The following is a 26099-nucleotide window of genomic DNA, read 5'->3' on the forward strand; positions in this document are numbered from 1 at the left end:
GGGAGGGCGAAACGGCGTTACCTGCGGCCGCTCCTCCGGCCCGGCCGACACATGCGGCCTCGAGTCGCTGCCCGGCGGGTGATCCCCGACGTCCACCGCATTCCCACCGGCTGCCCACCACCTATCCACAGGGTTGTCCCTAGCCAGCTTCATCACTGTCATGTGAAGCTGTCATTGTTCCGTTTCTGCGGTGCGTTGTGCCACCGCAGTGACGCCTTTCGGGCTTGACTGCGCAGCCCGTTCCGGCGGGTCTGAAGCGTCTGATCAGGGCGCCGATGGCACGATCCTTGCGGCGCAAGGGATTGCCGAATTTCACTACATTTGGCGTTGACGGACCCCATTACCCCCACTATCTTGTGGCCGTCGGTCGCAGCAACCCCAGGTCTGGGGGTGGCAGCAGCACCCATCCGCGATCGTCAACGGCAGTGGCAGGCGCAGGGTCTCATCCTCTGCGACGCCGTCCTGCCATCCTGGGCCGTCATGTCCCGGGCTGCGTCACCCCGATGCATCGAGCACCCCCAAATCACGCCAAGAGGACATACGCCGTGAGCACCGAATCCAGCGCCACCATCGAGAAGGAAAGCGAATTCCTGTTGACGTCGCCGCCGACGGCCAACGCGATGAGTGTGACCAAGCGCAACGGGACCACCGAGCTGGTGGACCTGAACAAGATCGTGCGCGCGGTGCAGCGTTCCTCCGAAGGCCTGCACGCCGTCGATCCGATGCGCGTGGCCACCCGCACCATTTCCGGCCTGTACAACGGCGCCACCACCCGCGAGCTGGACGAGCTGTCCATCCGCACCGCCGCCCTGCTGATCGGTGAAGAGCCCGAGTACGGCCGCCTCGCTGCGCGCCTGCTGGCCAACTACATTGCCAAGGAAGTCTCGGGCCAGGAAATCTACGCCTTCTCGCAGTCGGTCAGCCGTGGCCATGAAGTCGGCCTGATCAACGACCGCCTGCTGAACTTCGTGCAGACCAATGCACGCAAGCTCAACGACGCCATCGACATCTCGCTGGACCTGAACTTCGATTACTTCGGCCTGCGTACCCTGTATGACCGTTACCTGCTGCGCCACCCGCACACCCGCAAGGTGATCGAGACCCCGCAGCAGTTCTTCCTGCGCATCGCCAGTGCGCTGAGCGAGGACGTGTCCGAGACCCTGGCGCTGTACAAGCGCATGGGCAACCTGGACTACCTGCCGTCCAGCCCGACCCTGTTCAATTCCGGCACCACCCACGAACAGCTGTCCTCGTGCTTCCTGCTGGATTCGCCGCAGGACTCGCTGGAGTCGATCTACGCCAAGTACGGCGACATCGCCCAGCTGTCGAAGTTCTCCGGCGGCATCGGCGTCAGCTACACCCGCGTGCGTTCGCGTGGTTCGCTCATCAAGTCGACCAACGGCCACTCCAACGGCATCGTGCCGTGGCTGAAGACCATGGATTCGTCCGTGGCCGCGGTGAACCAGGGCGGCAAGCGCAAGGGCGCAGCCTGCGTGTACCTGGAAACCTGGCACGCCGATATCGAGGACTTCCTCGAACTGCGTGACAACACCGGTGACGAAGCCCGCCGTGCGCACAACCTGAACCTGGCCAACTGGGTACCGGACCTGTTCATGAAGCGCGTCGAGGCCGACCAGGAATGGTCGCTGTTCGATCCGCGCGTGGTGCCGGAGTTCACCGACCTGTTCGGCGAAGCCTTCGAGGCCGCCTACCTGCAGGCCGAAGCCCAAGGCAAGGCCAACCGCACCATCCCAGCGCGCAAGCTGTACGCCCGCATGATGCGTACGCTGGCCGAGACCGGCAACGGCTGGATGACCTTCAAGGACAAGTGCAACCGCGCAAGCAACCAGACCCTGCGTCCGGGCAACGTGATCCACCTGTCCAACCTGTGCACGGAAATCCTGGAAGTCACCTCCAACGATGAAACCGCAGTGTGCAACCTGGGTTCGATCAACCTGGGCAACCACTTCGACGAGCACAACGAGTTCGACTTCGAGAAGCTGGCCGAGACCGTGCGCCTGGCCGTGCGCCAGCTCGACCGCGTCATTGACCTGAACTTCTACCCGATCGAAACCGCCCGCCGCGCCAACCTGCGCTGGCGTCCGGTCGGCCTGGGCTGCATGGGCCTGCAGGATGTGTTCTTCCGCAAGCGCCTGCCGTTCGACAGCGCCGAGGCCCGCGCCCTGTCGAAGAAGATTGCCGAAGCGATCTACTTCCACGCGCTGGAAACCTCCTGCGAGCTGGCCCAGGAACGCGGCAAGCACCCGTCGTTCAACGACACCCGTGCCGCCAGTGGCGAACTGCAGTTCGATGCCTGGAACGTGGTGCCGGAAGACACTGCGCGCTGGGATGCCCTGCGTGAGCGCATCAAGGAACACGGCCTGCGCAATTCGCTGATGATCGCGATCGCGCCGACCGCGACCATCGCCTCGATCGCCGGCTGCTACGAGTGCGTAGAGCCGCAGGTGTCCAACCTGTTCAAGCGCGAGACCCTGTCCGGTGACTTCCTGCAGGTCAACCGCTACCTGGTGAACGAGCTGAAGAAGCTGGGCCTGTGGACGCCGGAAATGCGCGATGCCATCAAGCTGGCCGAAGGCTCCATCGCGGGTCTGCCACAGATCCCGGAAACGCTGCGCGAGGTCTATCGCACCGCGTGGGAACTGCCGATGCGTTCGCTGATCGACATGGCCGCCGAACGTGGCGCCTTCATCGACCAGTCGGCCTCGCTCAACCTGTTCATGGAAAGCCCGAACATCGGCGCGATGTCCTCCATGTACATGTACGCCTGGAAGCAGGGCATCAAGACCACCTACTACCTGCGTTCGCGCCCGGCCACCAAGATCGCCAAGACCACGGTGAGCAGCGCGGCCCCGGCCAAGGTGTTCAGCCCGGACGAAGCCATCGCCTGCTCGCTGGAAAACCCGGAAGCCTGCGAGGCCTGCCAGTAACACACCGCGCGGTGGGTGCCGACCGTTGGTCGGCACTCGAGCACCTCGCACCTGTAGAGCCGAGCCACGCTCGGCCGCAGCACGGAAACACCCAGGTAGCGCCGGGCCACGCCCGGCGTTTTGACCCGAGAAGACAAGGAAACACCCATGGCCGACAAGCCCAAGCAGATGCTGCTCGATCCCGGTTTTGAACTGACCCTGCGCCCGATGCGCTACCCGCAGTTCTATGACATGTACCGGAACGCGATCAAGAACACCTGGACGGTGGAAGAGATCAATTTCCAGATCGACATCACCGACCTGCACAGCAAGATGTCGCCGGGTGAGCGCCACCTGATCCACCGCCTGGTCGCGTTCTTCGCCACCGGCGACTCGATCGTGTCCAACAACCTGGTGCTGAACCTGTACCAGCACCTCAATGCGCCGGAAGCGCGCATGTACCTGTCGCGCCAGTTGTATGAAGAAGCGCTGCACGTGCAGTTCTACCTGACCCTGCTGGACAACTACCTGCCGGATCCGGAAGAGCGCGCCAAGGCGTTCTCGGCGGTGGAGAACATCGACTCGATCAAGAAGAAAGCCGATTTCTGCTTCAAGTGGATCGACTCGATCCAGGACCTGACCCGCATCGAGACCCGCGAGCAGCGCCGCCAGTTCCTGCTCAACCAGATCTGCTTTGCCGCCTGCATCGAAGGCCTGTTCTTCTTCGCTGCGTTCGCCTACGTGTACTACTTCCGGTCGCGCGGCCTGCTGCCGGGTCTGGCCTCGGGCACCAACTGGGTGTTCCGCGACGAAAGCGCGCACATGGAGTTCGCGTTCGAGTCGGTGCGCGTGGTGCGCGAGGAAGAGCCGGACCTGTTCGACGAAGAGATGAAGCAGCAGGTCTACGACATGCTGGCCGAAGCCATTGAATGCGAAGTGCAGTTCGCCGAGGACGTGCTGTCCGGCGGCGTGGCCGGCATCTCCACCCGTGACATGCGCCAGTACCTGCAGCACTGTGCCGACCAGCACTTCGCCAAACTGGGCATGGAAAAGAAGTACAACGTGCGCAACCCGCTGCCGTTCATGGAACTGCAGGACGTGCAGGAACTGACCAACTTCTTCGAACGCCGCGTCTCGGCCTACCAGGTCGGCGTGCAGGGCGAAGTCGCCTTCGACATGAACTTCTGATCGAACCGGCCCGGCCTGTCGCAACGAAAAACCCCGGCCAATGCCGGGGTTTTTTGTTGCGCGCCTGTTTTTGTAGAGTCGAGCCATGCTCGACTGCTGTTCGCAAGAAAGTCGAGCATGGCTCGACTCTACAATCAGCGCCGCCCTTCCATCGCCATGCGCACCGCCAACCCGGCCAGCACCGTGCCCATCAGCCAGCGCTGCACCCTCTGCCAGGTGGGGCGCACGGCCAGAAAGCCGGCGATGCTGCCGGCGGTCAGCGCGATCAGGCCGTTCACGCTGACGCTGACCAGGATCTGGGTGGAGCCCAGCACGATCGACTGCATCAGCACGCTGCCTTCGCTGTCCGGATGCAGGAACTGCGGCAGCAGCGACAGGTACATCACCGCGATTTTCGGGTTCAGCAGGTTGGTCAGGAAGCCCATCGTGAACAGCTTGCGCGGGCTGTCCTGCGGCAGGTCGCGCACCGCGAACGGCGAACGGCCACCCGGCTTGAGCGCCTGCCAGGCCAGGTACAGCAGGTACAGCGCGCCGCCGATGCGCAGCGCGTCATAGGCGAACGGCACGGTCATCAGCAGGGCGGTGATGCCCAATGCCGCGCACAGCATGTAGAACACGAAGCCCAGCGCCACCCCGCCCAGCGAGATCAGGCCCGCCATCGGCCCTTGGCAGATCGAGCGCGAGATGACGTAGATCATGTTCGGCCCGGGCGTGAGCACCATGGCCAGCGAAACCAGCGTAAAGGCCAGCAGGTCGGAAGTGGCGGGCATGGGCAGTCCTGGCAGCGGGCGTGGCGCAGTGTAACGCCTGCTGCAGGCGCGGCCTGCGCAGGCACCGCTGCCGGGTGACCGTTGCACGTGCATTCCGATGGCCATCACGCCGGTCGCTTAGAATCCGCAGCACCCCACACCGAAGCACCCCCATGACCCCGATCCCCGAGACCGTGCCGCCCATCGAAGTGCGCATGGCCGAAATCGTCTTTCCCAACCACACCAACCACCTGGGCACCCTGTTCGGCGGCCAGGCATTGGCGTGGATGGACAAGGCCGCCTTCCTGGCTGCTGCCCGCTACTCGCGCCGCACCGTGGTGACCGCGCGCAGCGACCAGGTCGACTTCAAACTGCCGATCCGCATCGGCCAGATGGTGGAAACCATCGGCCGCATTGTCGAAGTCGGCCGCAGCTCGATGAAGGTGGAGGTGGAACTGGTCGCCGAGGACCTGCACAGCGGCGAGCGCAAGCTGTGTACCCGCGGCCACTTCGTGATGATCGCGCTGGACGAGGAAGGCCACCCGATCGCGGTGCCGCCGCTGCCGGCCGCCTGAGCCGGCGCTTGCACGGGCGCTGCGGCGCCCCCATCTGGCAGCCATGACCTCGCCGCTGACCGACTTCATCGACCGCGCCCAGCGCCTGTTCGTGCTGACCGGCGCCGGTTGCAGCACCGCATCGGGCATCCCCGATTACCGGGATGCCGACGGCCAGTGGAAGCGCACCCCGCCGGTGACCTACCAGGCCTTCATGGGCGAGGCCGCTACCCGCCAGCGCTACTGGGCGCGCAGCCTGCTGGGCTGGCCGCGCTTCGGCCTGGCCCGGCCCAACGGTACCCACCAGGCCCTGGCCGCACTGGAGAGCCGTGGCAAGCTGCAGGTGCTGCTGACCCAGAACGTGGACGGCCTGCACCAGCGCGCCGGCAGCCGTAACGTGATCGACCTGCATGGCCGCCTGGACCTGGTGCGCTGCATGTGCTGCGAGCGGCGCAGCGATCGCGGGGAGTTCCAGCAGCGCCTGCTGGACGCCAACCCCGGCTGGGACACGCTGGAGGCCGGCATCGCCCCGGACGGCGACGCCGACCTGGAGACCGATTTCTCCAGCTTCGTGGTACCCGGGTGCCCGCACTGCGGCGGGGTGTTGAAGCCGGACGTGGTGTTTTTCGGCGAGAACGTGCCGCGCGAGCGGGTGGAGGCGGTGCACGAGCACCTGCAGCAGGCCGACGCCGTGCTGGTGGTGGGCTCGTCGCTGATGGTCTATTCCGGCTTCCGCTTCGTGCAGGCGGCGGCCAAAGCAGGACTGCCGGTGGCGGCACTGAACCGCGGCCGCACCCGTGCCGACGACCTGCTGCAGTTCAAGGATGAGCGGGACTGCGCCGAGGCGCTGGCGTCGGCTATCGAATCACCGGCTGGGTAGAGTCGACTTCAGTCGACTCTACCGACAACCGTCCCCGCGAAACAGCGATCCATCCAGATGGTTGATCCGGGAGCCGCGCAGCGGTGCAATATGCCCCCCCTACGTCGTCCCATCACTGTCTTGAGCCAGCTGTTTTCGCCGATCTCGTTCGGCCCCCTGACCCTGTCCAACCGCATCGTCATCGCGCCGATGTGCCAGTACTCCGCCGAAGATGGCCGCGCCAGCGACTGGCACGCCATGCACCTGGGCAACCTGGCGCAGTCCGGCGCCGGCCTGCTGATCCTGGAAGCCACGGCGGTCGAGCCGCGTGGCCGCATCAGCTGGGCCGACCTGGGCCTGTGGGATGACGGCACCGAGGCAGCGCTGGCGCAGGTGCTGGCCAGCGTCCGCCGCTGGTCGCCGATGCCGCTGGGCATCCAGCTCGGCCATGCCGGTCGCAAGGCGTCAGTGAACCGCCCTTGGGACGGCGGTGGTCAACTGCCAGCCGACGACACGCGTGGCTGGATCACCGTGGCGCCGTCGCCGCTGCCGTTCCATGCTGCCGATCCGGCGCCGCAGGAACTGGACGAGGCCGGCATCGCCGAGCTCGTTGCTGCCTTCGCCGCCAGTGCGGTGCGCGCCGAGCGCCTGGGCTTCGAGCTGATCGAGCTGCATGCCGCGCACGGCTACCTGCTGCACCAGTTCCTGTCGCCGCTGAGCAACCGCCGCACCGATGGCTACGGTGGCTCATTGCCGAACCGCCTGCGCCTGCTCGTGGAAGTATTCGACGCCGTGCGTGCGGCGGTATCGGACAAGGTCGCCGTGGGCGTGCGCATCTCCGCCAGCGACTGGGTCGATGGCGGCTGGGATCTGGTGCAGAGCGAAGCGCTGGCCCAGGTGCTGGACGCGCGCGGCTGCAACTTCCTGCACGTTTCCAGCGGTGGCCTGGACGAGCGCCAGAAGATCACCGTCGGCCCGGGCTACCAGGTGCCGTTCGCAGCAGCGATCAAGGCCAAGGTGCGCATGCCGGTGATCGCGGTGGGCATGATCACCGAACCGGAGCAGGCCGAATCGATCCTGCGCCATCGCCACGCCGATGCGGTAGCGCTGGCACGCGGCATCCTCTACGACCCGCGCTGGCCGTGGCACGCTGCTGCCGCATTGCGCGACAGCGTGGAGCCGGCGCCGCAGTACCTGCGCTGCGAGCCGCGCGAGGCGCGTGGCGTGTTCAAGACGCGCTGAGGCTCACACCCGCCAAGCCGGCGCGATGCCGGCCTGAAGGTGATCGAACAGCGCGCGGATCTTGGCGGTGAAATCGCGGCGGTCGCTGACGCAGAAGTAGACCTCCATCGGTTCCGGGCGCCACGCGGTGTCGGCGCCGAACACCGCCTGCAGGCGGCCATCGCGCAGGTACGGCTCGGCCACGAAGGCGGCCAGCCGGGTGATGCCGGCACCGGCCGCCGCCAGCGTCGCCAGCGCATCGATGTCATCGCAGACCATGCTCGGTGGCAGCGCGGCGTCCACGCGCTGGCCGTCCTTCAGCAGGCCCCAGCGCAATGGCCGGCCATCGGTGGGGAAGCGGTGCAGCAGCCCGCGATGACCGCCCAGCTCGGATGGCTGTTGCGGGGTGCCGCGTGCCTTCAGGTAGGCCGGCGAGGCGCAGAACACGAACGGAACACGCGCCAGCTGCCGCGCCACCACCCCGTCCTCCAGCTGGGCCCCGATGCGGATGCTGGCATCCACCGCTTCCGGGCCATGCTGCACGGCGCGGTCGGTCAGGCGCAGCTCCAGCTGCAGTTGCGGGTAGCGCTGCTGCAGCGAAGGCAGCAACGGCGCCAGCACATGGCGGCCGAACGCACTGCTGCTGGCGATGCGCAGCGGCCCGGCCGGTTCGATGTCGCCGGAGGTGACCATCGCCTGCGCGCGCGCCAGGTCGGCCTCGATGTGACGCACCTGCGCCAGGTACAGCGCGCCGGCCTCGCTGAGGGCCAGCTGCCGCGTACTCCGGTTCAGCAACCGTACGCCCAGATGGGCCTCCAGCCGGTTGATGTTCTGGCCGACCGCGGTGGCGCTGATGCCAAGGATGCGGGCCGCGGCGGCAATGCTGCCGGTCTCTGCGGTGCGGGTGAAGCTGCGGATCAGTTGCAACAGGTTCATGACCGACCAGCTAGCCACGGGAAGATCCAAGTATCGCTTGGTACTGAACCAAGCAGGTCGGTTGCACCCGTGATCATCCGGCCGCTGGGCAGGGCGCTGCCCTACACTGTGGCGATGCGCCCCGATTCCATCCTCACCCTGTCCTGCCCCGACCGTACCGGCATCGTCTATCGCGTGTCCGGCCTGCTGTTCGACCACGGCTGCAACATCCTCGACGCCCAGCAGTTCGGCGACGAGGAAAGCGGCCGCTTCTTCCTGCGCGTGCATTTCGATCGCGATGCCGGCCTGCCGCTGGAGACCGTGCACGCCGCGATGGCCACGCTCGCCCAGGACTTCGGCATGGACTGGCAGCTGCACGATGGCCGCCGCCGCGCACGCCTGCTGGTGCTGGTCAGCAAACAGGGGCATTGCCTCAACGACCTGCTGTTCCGCGCCCACAGCGGCCAGCTGAAGGTCGACATTGCGGCGGTGGCGTCCAACCACGCCGACTTCGCGCCATTGGCCGCCTCCTACCAGGTGCCGTTCCACCACCTGCCGGTGACCGCCGATACGCGCGCGGTGCAGGAGCAGCAGATCATCGACCTGGTCGAGCGTGAGCGCATCGACCTGGTGGTGCTGGCGCGCTACATGCAGATCCTGTCACCCACGCTGTGCCGCGCGCTGGCCGGCCGTGCGATCAACATCCACCACAGCTTCCTGCCCAGCTTCAAGGGCGCGCAGCCGTACCACCAGGCGCACGCGCGCGGGGTCAAGATCATCGGTGCCACCGCGCACTACGTCACCGAGGACCTGGACGAAGGCCCGATCATCGAACAGGACGTGGCCCGCGTTGACCATGCGATGGCGCCGCGCGAACTGGTGCGGCTGGGCAGTGATACCGAATCGCTGGTGCTGGCGCGTGCGGTGCGCCGCCATGTGGAACACCGCATCCTGCTCAACGGGCATCGCACGGTGGTGTTCCGGTAATCGCCCATCCCGCGTCCGCCGGGCATGGCCCGGCGCTACCACGGGTGCTATCCGGTAGTGCCGGCCGCTGGCCGGCAACTGCAGAGATCCCGAGGTTGCCGGCCAGCGCCCGGCACTACCGAATCCTGATTTCATCCAATGAAAAGCCCCCGGTTCGGCCGTCCCGCGATCTGTAGGGGGGCGTAGTTGGGGGGCTGGATGAATCGATTGTGTTGTTGTGGGCAGGCGCGCAAGCGGCATAAGCGACGTGCCCAGTAGCGCCGGGCCATGCCCGGCGGTCACGCGTCAGGCGAGCGCAATCCCCGCCTTGCCCAGCGCCTCGCGCACCATCACGTCGTTGGCTTCGGTCACCGGCTTGGTCAGCTCCCACAGGAACTTCACCCGGAAGCCGGACTTCACTGCGTCCTGCGCGCTCCACAGCACGCAGTAATCGCGGGCCAGGCCGCACACGTGCACTTCGCGGATGCGGCGCTCGTGCAGCCAGCCGGCCAGGCCGGTGGCCGGGCGCTCGCCATCGGGACCGTGGTTCTCGCGGAAGGCGCTGTACGAATCCACCTGTTGGCGCGTGCCCTTGCGCAGGATCAGGTCGGCCATGGCCCAGTCCACGCCCGGGTGCAGAGCGGCGCCATCGCTGCCCTGCACGCAATGGTCGGGCCACAGGGTCTGTGGCTGCGCGTGCAGCAGGATGGTCTCGAACGGACGCTTGCCGGGGTGCTGGCTGGCGAACGAGGCGTGATCGGCCGGGTGCCAGTCCTGGGTGGCCACCACCGTGCGGTAGCGGCGCTGCGCCAGCAGTTCGGCAATCGGTGCCACCAGCGCATCACCCTGGTCGCAGGCCAGCGCGCCGCCCGGCATGAAGTCCGGCTGCAGGTCGATCACCAGCAGGGCGACGTCGGCGGGCAGGGCGGTCATGGCAGATCCACTACAAGAGAAGGGGCGACCAGCGTGGCCGCCCCTCGCTCACACGTCAATCGCCCTGCGGCGTCCCAGCGTCCTGCCCGTAGTACAGCAGGCCGATTTTGATCCGCTCGCGGCCGTTCTCGCGACGGTGGCGGTTGGCATCGCGCAGCGAATACACGCAGCCGCAGTACTCCTGCTGGTAGAACTGCTCGCGCTTGCTGATCTCGATCATGCGGCTGGCACCGCCGCCCTTGCGCCAGTTGTAGTCCCAGTACTGCAGGCCTTCGTAGCGCGAGGCGGCGCGGATGCCGCAATCGTTGATCTGCGCCATGTTCTTCCAGCGCGAGATGCCCAGCGACGAACTGATGGTGTCGTAGCCGTGCTCGTGCGCGTACAGCGCAGTGCGTTCGAAACGCATGTCGAAGCACATCGTGCAGCGGATGCCGCGTTCGGGCTCGTTCTCCATGCCACGCGCACGGCTGAACCAGTTGTCGGTGTCGTAGTCGCAGTCGATGAAGGGAATGCCATGCTGCTCGGCGAAGCGGATGTTTTCCTGCTTGCGCAGTTCGTATTCCTTCACCGGATGGATGTTGGGGTTGTAGAAGAAGATCGCGTAGTCGATCCCGGAGGCGGTGATCGCCTCCATTACCTCGCCGGAGCAGGGCGCGCAGCATGAATGCAGCAGCAGGCGCTTGCCGTTGGCAGGCAGGGTCAGGGTGGGGCGTTGGAACTCGGTCATCGTCAGGTACCGCATGGACCGCCGGCAACGGCGGTGGCCCATGCATCTGTGCGTGGGTGGACAGGGCTGGACGGATACCGTGAAAAGGACGCACGCGGCCGCACTGCCCGCACGCGCAGGTCAGCGACGGCCCCGGCACCCTCCCCGCGGAGAGTCCAGGTCGAGTCAGGGGACGGTCGTGTCCCCCGGCCGGGGCCGGTATTCGGGCTGATGGACACGGGCCGCAGCCCACCTACTACCTGCCGCTTCCCAGGCGCGAGCCCAGTGCTGTTGGCAGGATTCGTTTCCATTCACCGCTGCGGGGCAGCTCCGGAATGGGCGCGCGAGGCGCCTTCACCGGATTCCCGTTTAAATCCCTCCCGGCGCCGGAGCGATGGGAGGGATACCTTCGGCGTGTGCAAAGTGGACCTGTTGGTGGCGCGGGTCAAGAGCGCAGGGGGCAGAGCCCGCTGCGCTGCAACGGGATCCGCCCCCGGAAACGCCTTCAATGCCCTGCGGCAGCCCGCGTGCGGATGTCATCCAGCCGCTGGTCGTGCAGCAGGCGGCCGTTCTCCCACACGGTCACCATTGCGTCCTCGAAGCCGTCCGGCAGGGTGTCGTCGCCGCTGGCCGGCAGTGGCACCGTATGCAGGTTGCCATCGTCCAGGCGGCGCAGCAGGCGCATGCGGCCGCGCTTGCTGGTCTTGCCAGCATCGGTGACCGGATCCTTGTAGACGTCGATCCACTCACCCTCGACCCTCGCCGCCGAGCACTTCAGTGCGAACTTCTGCGTATCGCGGTCCAGCCGCTGCAGCAGCGCACCGCCCATGCCGAAGGCTACGTTGTCGGCGGCGTAGCCGTCGTCGGTGATGCGTTGCAGGATGGTGCGGATGGTATCCGGGTTGATGCCATCGCCCTGGATCACCCGCACGTGGTTGAGCACGCGGTAGCCCTTGCTGTTGAGGTTGTGGCCGAAGGAGTCATCCAGCCGGCGCAGGCTTTCGGCAACCACCTCCACCGGGTCGCCCGAGTCGGGGCGGATGACCAGGGTGGCACCGGAGGCGATCACTTCATCGCGCAGGGTGGTACCCCAGTGCTCGCTGATGGCGCGGTAGATGTCATAGCTGTCCGACACCACCGCTACGATCGCACCGGGCTTGCCGAACTGGCGCAGCATGTTGCGGTAGGCGTCCACCTCGCGCTCGCGGCCCCAGCTGGTGATGGTGCTGTGCTCGGCGGCGGGAATCGAATAGCCGGCCATCGGCGCGTGATAGTGCGCGCGCGCCAGGCACAGCGCCGAGACCGTATCGGTGCCGAGGAAGTTGACCAGGTGCGCGGCACCGCCCAGCGCGGCCGATTCCAGGCTCGATACACCGCGCGCGCCGAAGTCATGCAGCTTGAACGGCAGCTGCCCCTGCGGGTCGTCGCTGGTCTGCTGCAGGAACGCGGCAATGGTCTGCCGTGCGTGCCAGCTGATGGTGGCCACGGTGACCGGGTACCACACGCGCAGCAGCAGCGTTTCCAGGTACGACGGCACCCAGAACGCGGCCGGATCGGTCGATTCGATGGTCATCAGTGCCTGGTGGGTGGGCACCACGCTGCCTTCGGGCACGGCGCGGATGCGTACCGGCAGATGGCCGCCGAGACGGTCGACGATATCGCGCCAGCCAGCCTCGTTGAACGGTTCGCCATGCGCGGCGAACACCGCAGCGGCGTCGTCGATATCGGCGTGGGAGACCGGCCGTGCCAGAGCGTCCTTGAGGATCGCCTGCAGGCCGAAGAACACCGTGCGATCGTGCAGGCCGCCACGTGACTCGACGTAGAAGAACGTGGCATCGGTACCCGGCGGGTACTGCAGCCAGTGGCTGGCCTTGTAGCTGTCGGTGTTGAGGAGAAGATTATCGAGGTAGTGCATGACGGAAGCTCCTTCGCGTCGAGTGACACCAGCGGTCTATCCGCCAGTGGGGAGGCCGGGCCGGTCAGCCGCGGCCGAGGAAATACTCCAGGATGTGCAGGTGGTCTTCGAACAGCTGCGGGCCCATGTCCAGGGCTTCGCTTACCGGTATCCAGCGGGCCTTGTCGGCATCGTCGCCACCGCGCACCGGCGGCAGGTCACCGGCCGGGAATTCGAAGTGGAAACCGTGGGTGATGGTGCGGCCACGCTGGCTGCGGTCCGGGTGATCGAACACCTGCTGGCCCTTCAGCGAGCCCTTCAGCACCGGCAATGGAATCTTCAGCCGGGTCTCTTCGCGCAGTTCGCGCAGGCAGCTGTCGAGCAGGCTCTGTTCCTGGCCGACGAAACCGCCGGGCAGCGCCCACAGTCCCTTGCCGGGTTCCGAACGGCGACGCACCAGCAGCACGTGGCCCGAATGCACCACCACCGCATCGGTGGTGACGAATGTGGGCGCGTAGGGCGCATCCTTCCAGGCGGCCTTATACTGTTCGATGAAGCGGTACTCGGCCACCAGCTGGCCATAGGCAGGCGCGCTTTTGCGGAACGCTTCGAGCATGTCGTACACCGGCGCCGGCACGTTGCCACGCAACATCAGCAGCGCGCCGTGGAAGTCGACGTCGCCGGCTTCGAACAGGTAGCGCCGCAGCTCGGTGGCCGACAGGGTGGCGGTGTGCTGCACGTCCACCAGCGGCCACTGCGGGAATTCGCGCAGGTAATAGCTGGAGGCATCCTTGTCCATGCCGATCAGGCCCACCTTCGCATCAGCGGCGGCACCGTCGTTGCGCAGGGCCTCGGCCACCTGGCGCTGCACGTTGGCGATCCACTGCGCTTCGTTGTAGAGGTGGTCGCGGAGCGGGCGGATCAGCAGGCGGTCGGTGTGGCCATCGAGAGCAGCCTGGATCATCACGGCGCGTTCGGCCACGGTCCAGGGATTGCGGAGGCTGCGGGGAGTATCGGCAGAACCGATCAGGAAGATCAGCTTGCGGGCCCGGCTCAGGGCCAGGCGGGCAACGGCGGCGTGACCGTTGTGGAAGGGCTCGAATCGCCCGATGAAGACGAGATAGTCGAATTCCATGAGAATCCCTCATGTCGTTGTGGCAGCCGCGGGTCTGTCCCTTGGCTTGCTGCAGATGCTACGCCGATGGTGGTCAGGGTCAAGTGGGAGGCTGCAACGGAGTCGTTCAATATTGTCGACGAAATCAATTGCTGGCGAAGCGGATCTGACGACTGGCCCACGGTAGATCACTCCGCAACTGTTGTAGGAAGGGCACATGCCGGAGTGATATCGAGCCAATCGGTCATTTGCTCAAAGATGCGAATCACCTGATCGATGTTCACACCGGTTCCCTCAAGTCTGCGGCAAGGGGCTTATGCGAGGCGAACTAGAGTGTTGGCATCGGTTAAATTGTCCGAACAGCCTGAGTTCAAGGGGGGATGCTTTGAAGATGCAATTCACTTATAGATGCTTTGCTGCACTGAAAAAATCTCTGTCGAACTGGGCATTGGTGCCACAGAGGCCAGGATTCTCCAGGAAATACGCCATTCTTATGGTAGTCATTGCCATTGCGGCGTGTGTGGTGGACTGGTACTCGCCGAATGAGTACTTTTGGTTTCAGCGCAGTGGCGCGTTGCTGGTCCTGGCGGGGGTGTCACTTCAATACTCAAAGTTGACGAGTAGCTGGAAGCAACGGCTTGATCCGGCTTACTTCGGGAAAACTACTGAAGAGCGTATAGGAGACGGATCTGGGATAAGTATGCTGGCTGAGGCAGAGGCTCTTGATCGGACCCGCAAATTGGTCGCGGAGCTGCATCAGATCGTTGCAGAGCCGGATTTGCGCGACTTCTTTTCCGTTGCATTTGCAATCGTGGGCACCCTCGTGTGGGCGCTTGGAGATGTTCCCTTCCGCAGCTCCTGACTCGTCTGGCCTGGAACTGATCACCGGTATTTCAGTAGATGAGAGTCTCAGGCCCTGAGAAGCCTCTGCGCCATACTGGTACTCACGCGGCGGACGGCATGCTCGGGGGCAAGACAGTGGCGGACAAGTACTGCGATCTGGTCATGAAAGGCGGCATCACCAGCGGCATCGTGTACCCCAATGCGGTACTGGCGCTGGCGCGCGAGTATCGCTTCAAGAGCATCGGCGGCACCTCGGCCGGCGCCATTGCTGCGGCGGTGGCGGCTGCGGCGGCATGCGGCGATCGTCGCCAGCAGGCCGGCGAGCACCTGCCCAGTGATGCCGGTTATGGGGGGCTGTCGGCGGTGTCGGCGCAGCTGTCGCGGCGCGGGTTCATCTACAACCTGTTCCAACCGGCGCGGGGCGCGCGTGCGGCCTATCGGCTGCTGGTGGTACTGACCGGCAATGCGGGCCTGCCACACAAGCTGCTGTGCCTGGCGGTGGCGGTATTCGAGATCGCGCCGCTGGAAGTGCTGGTGTCGCTGGCGCTGCTGCTGGGCCTGGGCGGGTGGGGCGGCGGCTGGAGCGGTGTGGCCGCCACGCTGCTGCCGTCGCTGCTGTGCGCCTACGGTGCCGGTGTGGCCGGTGCCGCGCTGCGCGTGGCCCGCGTGGCACGGCGCAACCTGCTGGGCCTGTGCAGTGGCCTCGGCCGCGATGCACGCAAACCGGCGTTGACCGAGTGGCTGCATGAGTGCCTGCAGCAGTTGTCAGGCAAGCCACTTGATGCACCGCTGACCTTCGCCGACCTGCACGACGCACCGCGCTATGCCGGCGAGCCGGACAGCCCGCACGCGATCAGCCTGCAGATGATCACCACCTGCGTCTCGCACAACGAGCCGCGTACGCTGCCACTGGGCGGCGCACAGTTCTGGTTCCTGCGCGAAGAGTTCGAGCAGTTGTTCCCGGCCAGCGTGGTGCAGTGGCTGGTGGATCAGGCTGGCCCGCCGCTGGACGTGGAGGGGCGGCAGTACTACCACCTGCCGCAGGGCCCGAAGCTGCCGGTGCTGGTGGCCACACGCATGAGCCTGAGCTTCCCGTTGCTGATCAGCGCGGTGCCACTGCACGAACCCTCGCGCCGCGAGCGCCGCTGCGAACCCACCGCGCCGGCGGCCGACCCCGAGCACAACGTGGCCGACAGCATGGAAGGACTGACCAGCGCCGGGCAGGCTTGCGGTCCGGTGATCACCGCCTTCCGCATCTGCTGGTTCTCCGATGGTGGCATCAGCAGCAACTTCCCGATCCATCTGTTCGACGCCGCATTGCCGCGCTGGCCGACCTTCGCCATCAACCTGGTCTACCCGCAGCACGCCGAAGACGTGAGCCAGGGCAGCGGTAGCCGGCAGGCACTGGAGCATGCCGTGTTCCTGCCCACCGAGAACCGCCACGGCTGGCAACGGCATTACCAGTCCATTGCCACGCCGCTGGCCGCAGCCGAGCTGGGGCGTTTCCTGTTCGCGGTGGTGGCGACCATGCAGAACTGGCGCGACCTGCTGCAGGCGCGCGCGCCGGGTTATCGCGACCGCATCGTGCATGTGAGCCTGCAGGGCGACGAAGGTGGCATGAACCTGGACATGCCGCAGGAGGTGCTGACCCGCATCGCCGACAAGGGCAGCCTGGCCGGTGCGCGGTTCTGTTCGTTCTCGTTCGAGAACCACTACTGGATCCGCTGGCGCAACCTGGCCTCGGCCTACCAACGGTACACGCTGGAAGTGGCCCGTACCGACGACCCGGCGCAGCAGGTACTGGCCTATCGCGCGGCGTACTCGATGGTCGCCCGCGGCGAACCGACACCGCCGTCGTACAAGCTGGGCTCGGAAGACAAGCGTCGCGGCTCGCAGCAGCTGTGGGCGCAGATGGTCGAGCAGGGCCGAACCTGGGAGGACCTGGGCCCTGACCTGACCGACGGCGCACCGCGTCCGCTGCCGCAGATGAAGGTGACGCCGATCTACTGAGCCGGTTCTTGGTAGATCCACGCCGTGCGTGGATGCATCTCGAATCGGGGTCAGATCCGTTCTCCTATGGAAATTGGATCTGACCCCTGCGGTGGCTCATCGCCAGGGGGCAACCACCGCATCATCCTGCAAGGGTGCATACAACGGCAGCGCCAGCTCCTGCTTCACCCAGCCCGGATTGAGCGCACGCAGGCCGGCCAGGTATTCGCGGGCCAGTGCGATATCCCCTTGCCGCATCGCCAGGCGCGCAGCCCGCGCCCAGGTGCGGTCCCAGCCGTGGGCCAGTGACAACGAGGTCGCCAGCGCAGCGCGCGCACCCGCCACATCACCCTTCTCCCAGCGCTCCTCCGCGCGGATGATCGCCTCGTTGGACAGGCGCATGTCGTACAGCTCGCGCAGCCTCGCGACCGCGCGCGGGTCGGCGTCCACGCGCAGATCGGTGTCCTGCCAGTCGCCCCCCGGCGTGCGCACCAGCAGCGCGGCCGACCACTGCCCACTGCGCTGGCCGCCCGCGGCCTGGCCGGCTTCCAGCGCCGCCAGCAAGCGTGTGGCAAGCGCTCCGTGCGAAGCCGTAAAGGTACGTTGCATTGCCGTCAGCACGTCCGGTCCGGCCAGGCCATTGCCCTGCACGCTCAACATGCCGTCGCCGTGCGCACCGGCCCAGCTGGCCTGCTGCGCGGTGGCGCCGGTGTATTGCGCATTGCCACCGCGCGCACTGATCAGCCCCACCTGGCGCTCGGCGAGCGTGGTGCCATCGAAGTTGCCGTCTTCATCCAACAGCTGCTTCAGCACCTGTGCAGGTGTACGACCTTTGGCCAGTAGTTCAAGGCCTTTGGACCCATAGGTCGGGTTGGTCTCGAACTGGCTGGCGACCGCGCCGACCTTCGCCTGCGCCCACGGCACCCCCACGCCCCCGACCGCCAGGTTGTGCGTGGCGACCGCCACCCCGCAGTCGCCGGCCTCGTTGCAGGCGGCGATGGAAAAGGTCGCCCACGCCGGCGCGGCGACGGCAGCGAGCAGCAGGGCCAGGCAAGAGCGCAACAGGGACATGGGTGTCTCCATGGGCAGGCATTGCATTGGGATGCAGCCTACGCACGAAAGGTTTAGTAGATCCACGCCATGCGTGGATGCGCTTCGATGAAGGCTCGAAATATTCGATCTCGATCGGATTCCATCCACGCATGGCGTGGATCTACGGTGTCGACCAAGGTCGACACCCACCAACAGCAGCGTACCGACCAACGGTCAGCACCCACCAACAGCAGCGGGAAACTGTCGAAGGCGGGGGTGGGTCCGGTTGCGGGGGCGTGAGCGCCATGGATGGCGCGACCGAGCCTACATGGACGTATTCACGGCGTCCCCCGCAACCGGACCCATCCCGCATCCCACGGAATGCCGGCTTTTGCCGTGGCCGTTGCCGTTGCTTCGGCCTCTGCAGGTGCAGGGCGCAGCCCTGCCGAACCAACCCTACCGCCCCGGCAACTGCGCGAACGCACGCTGCATGCAGTCCTCCCGCGGGCACACCCGGCACCCCGGGCCGATCGACACCGAATTGCCCGGGCTCTGCACATCCAGCCCCAGCGAATACACCAGCCGCTCGGCATGCTGCAGATCGCAGCCCAGCGCCACCGCGAAGGTCTTGCGCGGCTGGCCATGGCCGACCGGACCACTGCTGACTTGCCGTGCCAGCCAGAAATGCCGTCGCCCATCGGGCATGCGCGCGGTCTGCGTAAGGATGCGCCCGGGCTGGTTGAACGCCTCGTAGACGATCCACAGCGGGCACGAACCACCCACCTGCGAGAAGTGGAAGTCGGTGGCCGAATGGCGCTTGGACACATTGCCCGCGCGGTCCACGCGGATGAAGAAGAACGGCAGCCCGGGCGCGCTGCGCCGTGCCAGCGTGCTCAGCCGATGGCAGACCGCTTCGAAGCCGACGCCGAACTGGTGTGCCAGCAGTTCGATGTCGTAGCTGCTGGCCTCGGCCGCACGCAGGAAGCGCATGTACGGCATCACCAAGGCGCCAGCGAAATAGTTCGACAGACCGATGCGGGCCTGAGCGATGCGTGCCTCATCGGTGAAGCCGGCACGTGCCACCACCGCATCGATCTGCGGCAGGTAGCCGTGCAGGGCCAGCTCGGCGGCCATCTGGAATGCCTGCTGGCCTGGCTCCAGGTAGTCCGGCAACCACAGCCGCCGTGCTTCGGCATCGTACTGGCGCTTCTCGCGCCCGGCCTGCAGCGCGGCCACTTCCACCAGCACGCCGTGGCGGTCGGCCAGCAGCTGGCGCAGGCGTGGTGCCACGTGCCCGGGCGACAGCCCCCACTCGGCGAACAGACGCTCGGCCAGCTCGTCCAGTTCGGGAATGTGGTTGTGCATGCGGTTGAAGAACTCACGCACCTGGTCGCCTGCGGGCAGGATGCTGCCGGCGCCGGGCTCGCCCAGCTGGAACTCCAGGGCGGCGGCATGCTCACGCAGCGCCAGGTGGCGGCGGTGCAGATCCAGCAGGGCGCGGCTGACCTGCGGCAGGTTGCCGGCCAAGGCGCGCAGCTCGGTCGCGCTGACCTCCGCCAGGCCCAGGTCGCGCAGGGTTTCGCCCAGCGCTTCCTGCAGCGCGGCAGGCTCATCTTCGTCGAATAGTGAGGAAACGTCGCCCAATACTTCGCCCAGCTTCTTCTGCACGGCCGGGGTGAGTGGGCGCTTGTTGCGCTCGATCTGGTTCAGGTAACTGGCCGACAGGCCCAAGGCGCGGGCCAGTTCCACCTGGCTGTAGCCGCGCTGCTCGCGCAGCCGCAGCAAGCGAAGGCCAAGCTGCCGCTGGCTGGATGAATAATTCACAGAATTAACATGAATCGTCTGGCGTGTTGGCCAGATTAAGCGGATTCAGGCCGGAAATCGAGGTGGCTGATGTGAATAATGCCAAGCATCTTTCGAGCCCGTGGGATTGTCGTCATGACTGTTGAAGCGCCCCGTATCCGCATGCTGATCGATGGCCAGTTCATCGAATCGGCCACCTCCCACTGGCAGGACGTGATCAATCCGGCCACCCAGGACGTGCTGGCCAAGGTGCCGTTCGCCACCACCGCAGAAGTGGACGCCGCCGTCGCCGCCGCCAAGGAAGCCTTCAAGACCTGGCGCAAGACCCCGATCGGCACCCGCGCGCGCATCTTCCTGAAGTACCAGCAGCTGATCCGCGAGAACATGAGCGAGCTGGCCCACATCCTCACCGCCGAACAGGGCAAGACCCTGCCCGACGCCGAAGGCGATGTGTTCCGCGGCCTGGAAGTGGTCGAGCATGCGGCCGCCATCGGCAACCTGCAGCTGGGTGAGTTGGCCAACAACGTGGCCAATGGCGTGGATACCTACACGATCATGCAGCCGCTGGGCGTGTGCGCTGGCATCACCCCGTTCAACTTCCCGGCGATGATTCCGCTGTGGATGTTCCCGATGGCGATCGCCACCGGCAACACCTTCATCCTCAAGCCGTCCGAGCAGGACCCGATGGTCACCATGCGCCTGGTCGAGCTTGCCCTGGAAGCCGGCATTCCGAAGGGCGTGCTGAACGTCGTCCACGGCGGCGAGGAAGTGGTCAACGCGATCTGCGACCACCCGGACATCAAGGCCGTGTCGTTCGTCGGTTCCACCCGCGTCGGCACCCACGTGTACAACCGTGCCTCGCTGGCCGGCAAGCGCGTGCAGTGCATGATGGGCGCCAAGAACCACGCCGTGGTGCTGCCGGACGCCAACAAGGAACAGACCCTCAACGCGATGGTCGGCGCCGCCTTCGGTGCGGCCGGCCAGCGCTGCATGGCCGCCTCCACCCTGGTGCTGGTCGGTGAAGCGCGCAACTGGGTGCAGGATCTGGTTGAAAAGGCCAAGACCCTGAAGGTCAGTGCCGGCACCGTGGCCGGCACCGACGTCGGCCCGGTCATTTCCTGCAGCGCCCGCGAGCGCGTGGAAGGCCTGATCGCCTCGGGCGTGGAGCAGGGTGCCAAGCTGGTGCTGGATGGCCGCAAGCCGCAGGTCGATGGCTTCGAGAAGGGCAACTTCGTCGGCCCGACCATCTTTGCCGGTGTCACCACCGACATGCGCATCTACCAGGAAGAAATCTTCGGGCCGGTGCTGGTCATCCTCGAAGCAGAGACGCTGGAAGACGCCATCGCGATGGTCAACAGCAACCCGAACGGCAACGGCACCGCACTGTTCACCCAGTCCGGCGCTGCCGCGCGCAAGTTCCAGGAAGACATCGACGTCGGCCAGGTCGGCATCAACGTGCCGATCCCGGTGCCGGTGCCGCTGTTCTCGTTCACCGGTTCGCGCGCCTCCAAGCTGGGCGACCTGGGCCCGTACGGCAAGCAGGTGGTGCTGTTCTACACCCAGACCAAGACGGTCACCGCGCGCTGGTTCGATGACGAGACGCTGAGCCACGGCGTCAACACCACGATCAGCCTGAAGTAACGGCAGGAGCAGCCATGAGCCACTCGATGACGACGGAACTGGAAGAAGCGCAGCAGGCGTACCGCGAGGCAGCGCGCGACTTCGCACAGGCCGAACTGGCGCCACACGCCGCGCGATGGGATGCGGAGGGCATCTTTCCGCGCGAGGCGATCGCCAAGGCCGGTGAACTGGGCTTCTGCGGTCTGTACATGGACCCGGAAGTGGGCGGCAGCGGCCTGAGCCGACTGGACGCCGCCGTCGTCATCGAGGAGCTCGCCAACGTCGATCCGTCGACGGCGGCGTACATCAGCATCCACAACATGGCCTCGTGGATGGTGTCCACGTGGGGCCAGCCGGCACTGCGCGATGCCTGGGGCAGCGACCTGTCATCGGGCAACAAGCTGGCCTCGTACTGCCTGACCGAACCGGGCGCCGGTTCCGATGCGGCCTCGCTGAAGACCACCGCCGTGCGCGATGGTGACTTCTATGTGCTGAACGGCTCGAAGGCCTTCATCTCCGGCGCCGGGGCCACCGAGCTGCTGGTGGTGATGGCGCGCACCGGCGGTGCCGGTGCCGGTGGTGTCAGCGCCATTGCCGTGCCGTCGGACCTGCAGGGCATCAGCTTCGGCCGCAAGGAAGAGAAGATGGGCTGGAACAGCCAGCCCACCCGCGGCATCACCTTCGAAAACGTCCGCGTGCCGGTCAGCCACCTTCTGGGAGAGGAAGGCGGCGGCTTCAAACTGGCGATGAAGGGGCTCGACGGCGGCCGCATCAACATCGCCGCCTGTTCGCTGGGTGCCGCGCAGGGTGCGCTGGATGCCGCACGCCGCTACATGGGCGAGCGCCGCCAGTTCGGCAAGGCGCTGGCCGAATTCCAGGCGCTGCAGTTCAAGCTGGCCGACATGGTCACCCAGCTGGTGGCCGCGCGGCAGATGGTGCACACCGCCGCACGCAAGCTCGATGCCGGTGCCAGCGACGCCAACGTGTGGTGCGCGATGGCCAAGCGTTTCGCTACCGATGCCGGTTTCAACGTCTGCAACGAAGCGCTGCAGATCCACGGTGGCTACGGCTACATCCGTGAATACCCGATCGAACGCCTGCTGCGTGACTGCCGCGTGCACCAGATCCTGGAAGGCACCAACGAGATCATGCGGGTGATCGTTGCCCGTCACCTGCTCAACACCGAAGAGGAACTGCGATGAAGGATTGGCGTACCCAGGAGCACGTGGGCCTGAAGGTGGAGGTCGATGGCCACACCGCCGTGGTCACCCTGAACAACCCGCCGGCGCACACCTGGACCGTGCACAGCCTGTCGGCGCTGCGCGACCTGGTGGGCGCGCTCAACGCAGACCGCGACATCTACGCGTTGGTGATTACCGGTGACGGCGAGAAGTTCTTCTCCGCCGGTGCCGACCTCAACCAGTTCGCCTCCGGCGACAAGGCCGCTGCGCGCGAGGCCGCGCGTCGCTTCGGTGAAGCCTTCGAAGCGCTGTCCGGGTTCCGAGGCGTGTCGATCGCCGCCATCAACGGCTACGCCATGGGCGGTGGCCTGGAATGCGCACTGGCCTGCGACCTGCGCATCATCGAAGACCACGCCCAGGTGGCGCTGCCGGAGGCCACCGTCGGCCTGTTGCCGTGTGCCGGTGGCACCCAGAACCTGCCGCGCCTGGTGGGCGAGGGCTGGGCCAAGCGCATGATCCTGCTGGGCGAGCGCATCAATGCCGAGACCGCACTGCGCATTGGCCTGGCCGAAGAAAAGGTCGGCAAGGGCGAAGCCAAGGCACTGGCACTGGAATGGGCGAAGAAGGCCGGCAAGCAGAGCCCGACCAGCATCGCCGCCTGCAAGACGCTGGTACAGGCCACCCGCGCCGGCACCCACGCCTCGGCGCTGGTGGCCGAGCGCGAAGCCTTCGTCGACCTGTTCGACACCGCCGACCAGGTCGAGGGCGTAACCGCCTTCCTGGAAAAGCGCACCGCGCAGTGGAAGAACGCATGAGCATCGACACCGCTGCCGACGACGCACCGGTGCTGTTCGAAGAGCGCGTGGCCGGCAATGGCACGCGCATCGGCATCGCCACGCTCAACGCGCCGCGCACGCTCAACGGATTCTCGCTGCCGATGGCGCACCTGCTGCTGAAGCAGTTGAATGCCTGGGCCGACGACGACGGCATCGCCATGGTGGTGCTGCAGGGCGCCGGTGAAAAGGCGTTCTGCGCCGGCGGCGACCTGCACAGCCTGTACAAGAGCATGGTCGCCTTCCGCGAGGCCGGCCACAGCGACATCCGCCAGAACGCCTATGCCGCCGAGTTCTTCGACGTCGAATACCGCGTCGATTACCTCATCCACACCTACGCCAAGCCGATCCTGTGCTGGGGCCATGGCATTGTGATGGGCGGCGGCATCGGCCTGATGTCCGGTGCCAGCCACCGCGTGGTCAGCGAACGTTCCAAGCTGGCCTTCCCGGAAATCACCGTCGGCCTGTTCCCCGATGTCGGTGGCAGCTGGCTGCTGCCGCGGGTGCCGGCCAAGGGCGGCCTGTTCCTAGCCCTGACCGGTGCACTGCTCAACCCGGGCGATGCCATCTATGCCGGCCTGGCCGATGTGCACGTGGCCGAAGAGCGCCGCAGTGCAGTGTTCGATGCGCTGCTGCAGGTGGCCTGGTCCAGCGACCCCGCACACAACCACGAACGCCTGACCCACCTGCTGCAGTCGCATGCCAGTGATGCTGCGACCGGTCCGCTGCTGGCCAATGCGGCACAGGTCGAGGCGCTGTGCGAAGGCGATGACCTGCAGGCCATCGTGGCGCGCATTACCGGCCTGCAGACCGACGACGCCTGGTTGCAGGCGGCTCAGAAGACCCTTGCTGCCGGTGCGCCGGGTTCGGCGCGGCTGGCCTTCGAGCTTCAGCGTCGCAGCGCCGGCCAGGATCTGGCCGCGATCTACCGCCTGGAGTACATCGTCGCCCTGCATTGCGCCGCCCACGGCGATTTCGCCGAAGGCATCCGCGCGCTGCTGATCGACAAGGATCGCAATCCGCAGTGGAACCCGGCCACCCTGGCCGGGGCCACCGGCGCGTGGGCCGACACCTTCTTTGCTTCCCCCTGGGCCGATGCCGCGCATCCGCTGGCCGACCTGGGCACTCCCCTTGTTGAAAGGAGCCTTGCATGAGCCGCATTGCATTCATCGGGTTGGGCAACATGGGTGGCCCGATGGCCGCCAATCTGGTCAAGAACGGCCACAGCGTGCGCGTGTTCGATCTGGTTCCGGCCGCGGTCCAGGCCGCCGTTGACGCCGGTGCCAGTGCTGCGTCGTCGGCACGCGACACCCTGGCCGACGCCGAAGTGGTGATCTCCATGCTGCCAGCCAGCCGTCACGTCGAAGGCGTGTACCTGGGCGACGACGGCATCCTGGCCGCGATCCCGGAGGGCGCACTGGTCATCGACTGCAGCACGATCGCGCCGGCCAGCGCGCGCAAGGTGTCAGAGGCCGCCGCCGCACGTGGCCTGCAGATGATCGATGCACCGGTCTCCGGTGGTACCGCAGGCGCCCAGGCCGGCACGCTGACCTTCATCGTCGGTGGCGAAGAGGACGCGCTTGAGCGTGCCCGTCCGGTGCTGCAGGCGATGGGCAAAAACATCTTCCACGTGGGCGCCAGCGGCGCCGGCCAGGTCGCCAAGCTGTGCAACAACATGGCGCTGGGCGTGATCATGGCGGTGACCGGTGAAGCCATTGCGCTGGGCGTGGCACACGGGCTGGACCCGAAGGTGCTGTCGCAGATGATGGCGGTCAGCACCGGCCGCAGCTGGGCCACCGAAGTGTGCAACCCGTGGCCGGGCGTGCTGGAAAACGCGCCTGCGTCGCGCGGTTACAGCGGTGGCTTCGGCAGCGATCTGATGCTGAAGGACATGGGCCTGGCAGTGGAAGCAGCGATGAGTGTCGGCGCCTCGATCCCGCTGGGCGAAGTGGCCCGCAACCTGTACTCGATGAACCACCAGGCTGGCCGCGGCAAGCTGGATTTCTCCAGTGTGGTGCAGCTCATCACGAGCGAGAAGTAAGGCTTGGATATGTAGAGCCGAGCCCGTGCTCGGCTGCTTTTCCGCCGGATGTTCCCGCGCCGGACGGATCAGCCGAGCAGGGGCTCGGCTCTACAGAAGCGAATGCGTCCCCGGCTGCGCGCCGGGGCCCACCCGAGGTGGGATGGGCGGATGTTCGGTTTCGACCGGCGTCCGCCCATTTTTTTTCCCTCGCTCGGGTAGTGCCGGCCGCTGGCCGGCATCACCGCATCAGGCCACGACCAGCGTCACGTCGATGTTGCCGCGGGTGGCATTCGAGTACGGGCACACGATGTGCGCCTTCTGCACCAGCTCTTCGACCTGCTCGCGCGGCACGCCCGGCACGTTGATGGTCAGCTCGGCTTCGATGCCGAAACCGGTCGGGATCTGGCCGATGCCGACCTTGCCGGTGACGGTGGTGTCGGCCGGCAGCGCGACCTTGGCCTGGCCGGCCACGAACTTCAGCGCACCCAGGAAGCAGGCAGAGTAACCGGCCGCGAACAGCTGCTCCGGGTTGGTACCCGGGCCACCGGCGCCGCCCAGCTCGCGCGGGGTCGACAGCTGGATGTCCAGCACGTTGTCGGAGGAGACGGAACGGCCTTCACGGCCGCCGGTGGAGGTGGCCTGGGCGGTGTACAGAACCTTTTCGATGGACATCGGGATGCTCCTGGTCGGTGGGTGGGTGGTGCGATGGAGACTACTTTGCCCGCTTTCCGCGTACGTTGGGTTGCAGG

Annotated in this window: 22 protein-coding genes and 1 riboswitch; of the genes, 13 read left to right on the plus strand and 9 right to left on the minus strand. The window is 66.5% G+C overall.

Translation table 11 applies throughout. The features are described 5' to 3' along the window. Positions 1 to 545 precede the first annotated feature (545 nt). Both AC5P8C_RS16990 and AC5P8C_RS16995 read left to right on the plus strand, forming a co-directional pair. Entirely contained in the window at positions 546 to 2948 is a 2403-nt protein-coding gene (locus AC5P8C_RS16990; protein WP_019661866.1) for a ribonucleoside-diphosphate reductase subunit alpha, read from the plus strand. A gap of 147 nt (positions 2949 to 3095) precedes the next feature. Further along, positions 3096 to 4115, plus strand: a complete 1020-nt coding sequence (locus AC5P8C_RS16995) for a ribonucleotide-diphosphate reductase subunit beta (RefSeq protein WP_019661865.1) — start codon at positions 3096 to 3098, stop codon at positions 4113 to 4115. A gap of 134 nt (positions 4116 to 4249) precedes the next feature. On the opposite strand, the gene AC5P8C_RS17000 is transcribed toward AC5P8C_RS16995, so the two are convergent. Then, complete coding sequence (locus AC5P8C_RS17000) at positions 4250 to 4885, minus strand: LysE family translocator (RefSeq protein ID WP_495219134.1); 636 nt, start codon at positions 4883 to 4885, stop codon at positions 4250 to 4252. A gap of 152 nt (positions 4886 to 5037) precedes the next feature. Here AC5P8C_RS17000 and AC5P8C_RS17005 point away from each other — a divergent pair, with 152 nt between their 5' ends. From AC5P8C_RS17005 to AC5P8C_RS17015, 3 genes are all read left to right on the plus strand, one after another. Continuing rightward, the gene (locus AC5P8C_RS17005) at positions 5038 to 5439 is read left to right on the plus strand and encodes an acyl-CoA thioesterase (RefSeq protein WP_005407672.1); all 402 of its coding nucleotides are present in this window, start codon (positions 5038 to 5040) and stop codon (positions 5437 to 5439) included. A 43-nt stretch (positions 5440 to 5482) separates the two neighbouring features. Further along, a complete protein-coding gene (locus tag AC5P8C_RS17010) occupies positions 5483 to 6298 on the plus strand; it encodes an NAD-dependent protein deacetylase (RefSeq protein WP_495219135.1) in 816 nt (271 codons plus the stop codon). Positions 6299 to 6418: 120 nt separating this feature from the next. Beyond that, complete coding sequence (locus AC5P8C_RS17015) at positions 6419 to 7519, plus strand: NADH:flavin oxidoreductase/NADH oxidase (RefSeq protein ID WP_111097700.1); 1101 nt, start codon at positions 6419 to 6421, stop codon at positions 7517 to 7519. 3 nt (positions 7520 to 7522) lie between these two features. Here AC5P8C_RS17015 and AC5P8C_RS17020 read toward each other — a convergent pair whose 3' ends face one another. After that, on the minus strand, positions 7523 to 8434 hold the full coding sequence (locus tag AC5P8C_RS17020) for a LysR family transcriptional regulator (RefSeq protein WP_019661861.1): 912 nt from the start codon (positions 8432 to 8434) through the stop codon (positions 7523 to 7525). A 114-nt stretch (positions 8435 to 8548) separates the two neighbouring features. Here AC5P8C_RS17020 and purU point away from each other — a divergent pair, with 114 nt between their 5' ends. After that, complete coding sequence (gene purU, locus AC5P8C_RS17025) at positions 8549 to 9400, plus strand: formyltetrahydrofolate deformylase (RefSeq protein WP_026347242.1); 852 nt, start codon at positions 8549 to 8551, stop codon at positions 9398 to 9400. 285 nt (positions 9401 to 9685) lie between these two features. Here purU and pncA read toward each other — a convergent pair whose 3' ends face one another. The 4 genes from pncA to AC5P8C_RS17045 form a co-directional block, all read right to left on the minus strand. Then, the gene (gene pncA, locus AC5P8C_RS17030; protein WP_019661859.1) at positions 9686 to 10312 is read right to left on the minus strand and encodes a bifunctional nicotinamidase/pyrazinamidase; all 627 of its coding nucleotides are present in this window, start codon (positions 10310 to 10312) and stop codon (positions 9686 to 9688) included. Between the two features lie 55 nt (positions 10313 to 10367). Further along, the gene (locus AC5P8C_RS17035; protein WP_019661858.1) at positions 10368 to 11054 is read right to left on the minus strand and encodes an epoxyqueuosine reductase QueH; all 687 of its coding nucleotides are present in this window, start codon (positions 11052 to 11054) and stop codon (positions 10368 to 10370) included. 161 nt (positions 11055 to 11215) lie between these two features. Beyond that, a riboswitch (cobalamin riboswitch) is annotated at positions 11216 to 11444 on the minus strand. A 79-nt stretch (positions 11445 to 11523) separates the two neighbouring features. After that, positions 11524 to 12933: a nicotinate phosphoribosyltransferase gene (locus tag AC5P8C_RS17040; RefSeq protein ID WP_019661857.1), complete on the minus strand. Its 1410-nt coding sequence runs from the start codon at positions 12931 to 12933 to the stop codon at positions 11524 to 11526. 64 nt (positions 12934 to 12997) lie between these two features. Next, positions 12998 to 14047, minus strand: a complete 1050-nt coding sequence (locus AC5P8C_RS17045; protein WP_495219136.1) for a bifunctional nicotinamide-nucleotide adenylyltransferase/Nudix hydroxylase — start codon at positions 14045 to 14047, stop codon at positions 12998 to 13000. Positions 14048 to 14417: 370 nt separating this feature from the next. On the opposite strand from AC5P8C_RS17045, the gene AC5P8C_RS17050 reads away from it, so the two are divergent. Together AC5P8C_RS17050 and AC5P8C_RS17055 are read left to right on the plus strand one after the other, a co-directional pair. Next, positions 14418 to 14888, plus strand: coding sequence for a hypothetical protein (locus tag AC5P8C_RS17050; RefSeq protein WP_154081364.1), 471 nt, complete (start codon positions 14418 to 14420; stop codon positions 14886 to 14888). A 98-nt stretch (positions 14889 to 14986) separates the two neighbouring features. Next, complete coding sequence (locus AC5P8C_RS17055) at positions 14987 to 16879, plus strand: patatin-like phospholipase family protein (protein WP_495219137.1); 1893 nt, start codon at positions 14987 to 14989, stop codon at positions 16877 to 16879. 96 nt (positions 16880 to 16975) lie between these two features. Here AC5P8C_RS17055 and AC5P8C_RS17060 read toward each other — a convergent pair whose 3' ends face one another. Beyond that, positions 16976 to 17929, minus strand: coding sequence for a DUF1028 domain-containing protein (locus tag AC5P8C_RS17060; RefSeq protein WP_019661853.1), 954 nt, complete (start codon positions 17927 to 17929; stop codon positions 16976 to 16978). 417 nt (positions 17930 to 18346) lie between these two features. Beyond that, positions 18347 to 19714, minus strand: coding sequence for a helix-turn-helix domain-containing protein (locus AC5P8C_RS17065; protein WP_341924308.1), 1368 nt, complete (start codon positions 19712 to 19714; stop codon positions 18347 to 18349). 114 nt (positions 19715 to 19828) lie between these two features. Between AC5P8C_RS17065 and AC5P8C_RS17070 the strand changes: the two genes are divergently transcribed. Genes AC5P8C_RS17070 through mmsB form a run of 5 tightly spaced genes read left to right on the plus strand, consistent with a single transcriptional unit; the run spans position 19829 to position 25368 of the window. Beyond that, positions 19829 to 21334, plus strand: a complete 1506-nt coding sequence (locus AC5P8C_RS17070; protein WP_019661851.1) for a CoA-acylating methylmalonate-semialdehyde dehydrogenase — start codon at positions 19829 to 19831, stop codon at positions 21332 to 21334. A 14-nt stretch (positions 21335 to 21348) separates the two neighbouring features. Next, complete coding sequence (locus tag AC5P8C_RS17075) at positions 21349 to 22515, plus strand: acyl-CoA dehydrogenase family protein (RefSeq protein ID WP_495219139.1); 1167 nt, start codon at positions 21349 to 21351, stop codon at positions 22513 to 22515. Beyond that, complete coding sequence (locus tag AC5P8C_RS17080) at positions 22512 to 23309, plus strand: enoyl-CoA hydratase (RefSeq protein WP_019661849.1); 798 nt, start codon at positions 22512 to 22514, stop codon at positions 23307 to 23309. The genes AC5P8C_RS17075 and AC5P8C_RS17080 overlap by 4 nt, the downstream gene beginning before the upstream one ends. Then, positions 23306 to 24481 carry an enoyl-CoA hydratase/isomerase family protein gene (locus AC5P8C_RS17085; protein WP_019661848.1) on the plus strand — a complete coding sequence of 392 codons (1176 nt, stop codon included), beginning with the start codon at positions 23306 to 23308 and terminating at the stop codon, positions 24479 to 24481. The genes AC5P8C_RS17080 and AC5P8C_RS17085 overlap by 4 nt, the downstream gene beginning before the upstream one ends. Then, positions 24478 to 25368 carry a 3-hydroxyisobutyrate dehydrogenase gene (gene mmsB / locus AC5P8C_RS17090; RefSeq protein ID WP_019661847.1) on the plus strand — a complete coding sequence of 297 codons (891 nt, stop codon included), beginning with the start codon at positions 24478 to 24480 and terminating at the stop codon, positions 25366 to 25368. The genes AC5P8C_RS17085 and mmsB overlap by 4 nt, the downstream gene beginning before the upstream one ends. Positions 25369 to 25596: 228 nt before the next feature. Here the strand turns inward: mmsB and AC5P8C_RS17095 are convergent, their stop codons facing one another. Continuing rightward, complete coding sequence (locus AC5P8C_RS17095; protein ID WP_005411948.1) at positions 25597 to 26022, minus strand: organic hydroperoxide resistance protein; 426 nt, start codon at positions 26020 to 26022, stop codon at positions 25597 to 25599. Positions 26023 to 26099: the final 77 nt, after the last annotated feature.

The sequence above is a fragment of the Stenotrophomonas sp. YJH_SMC_46 genome (assembly GCF_059370315.1).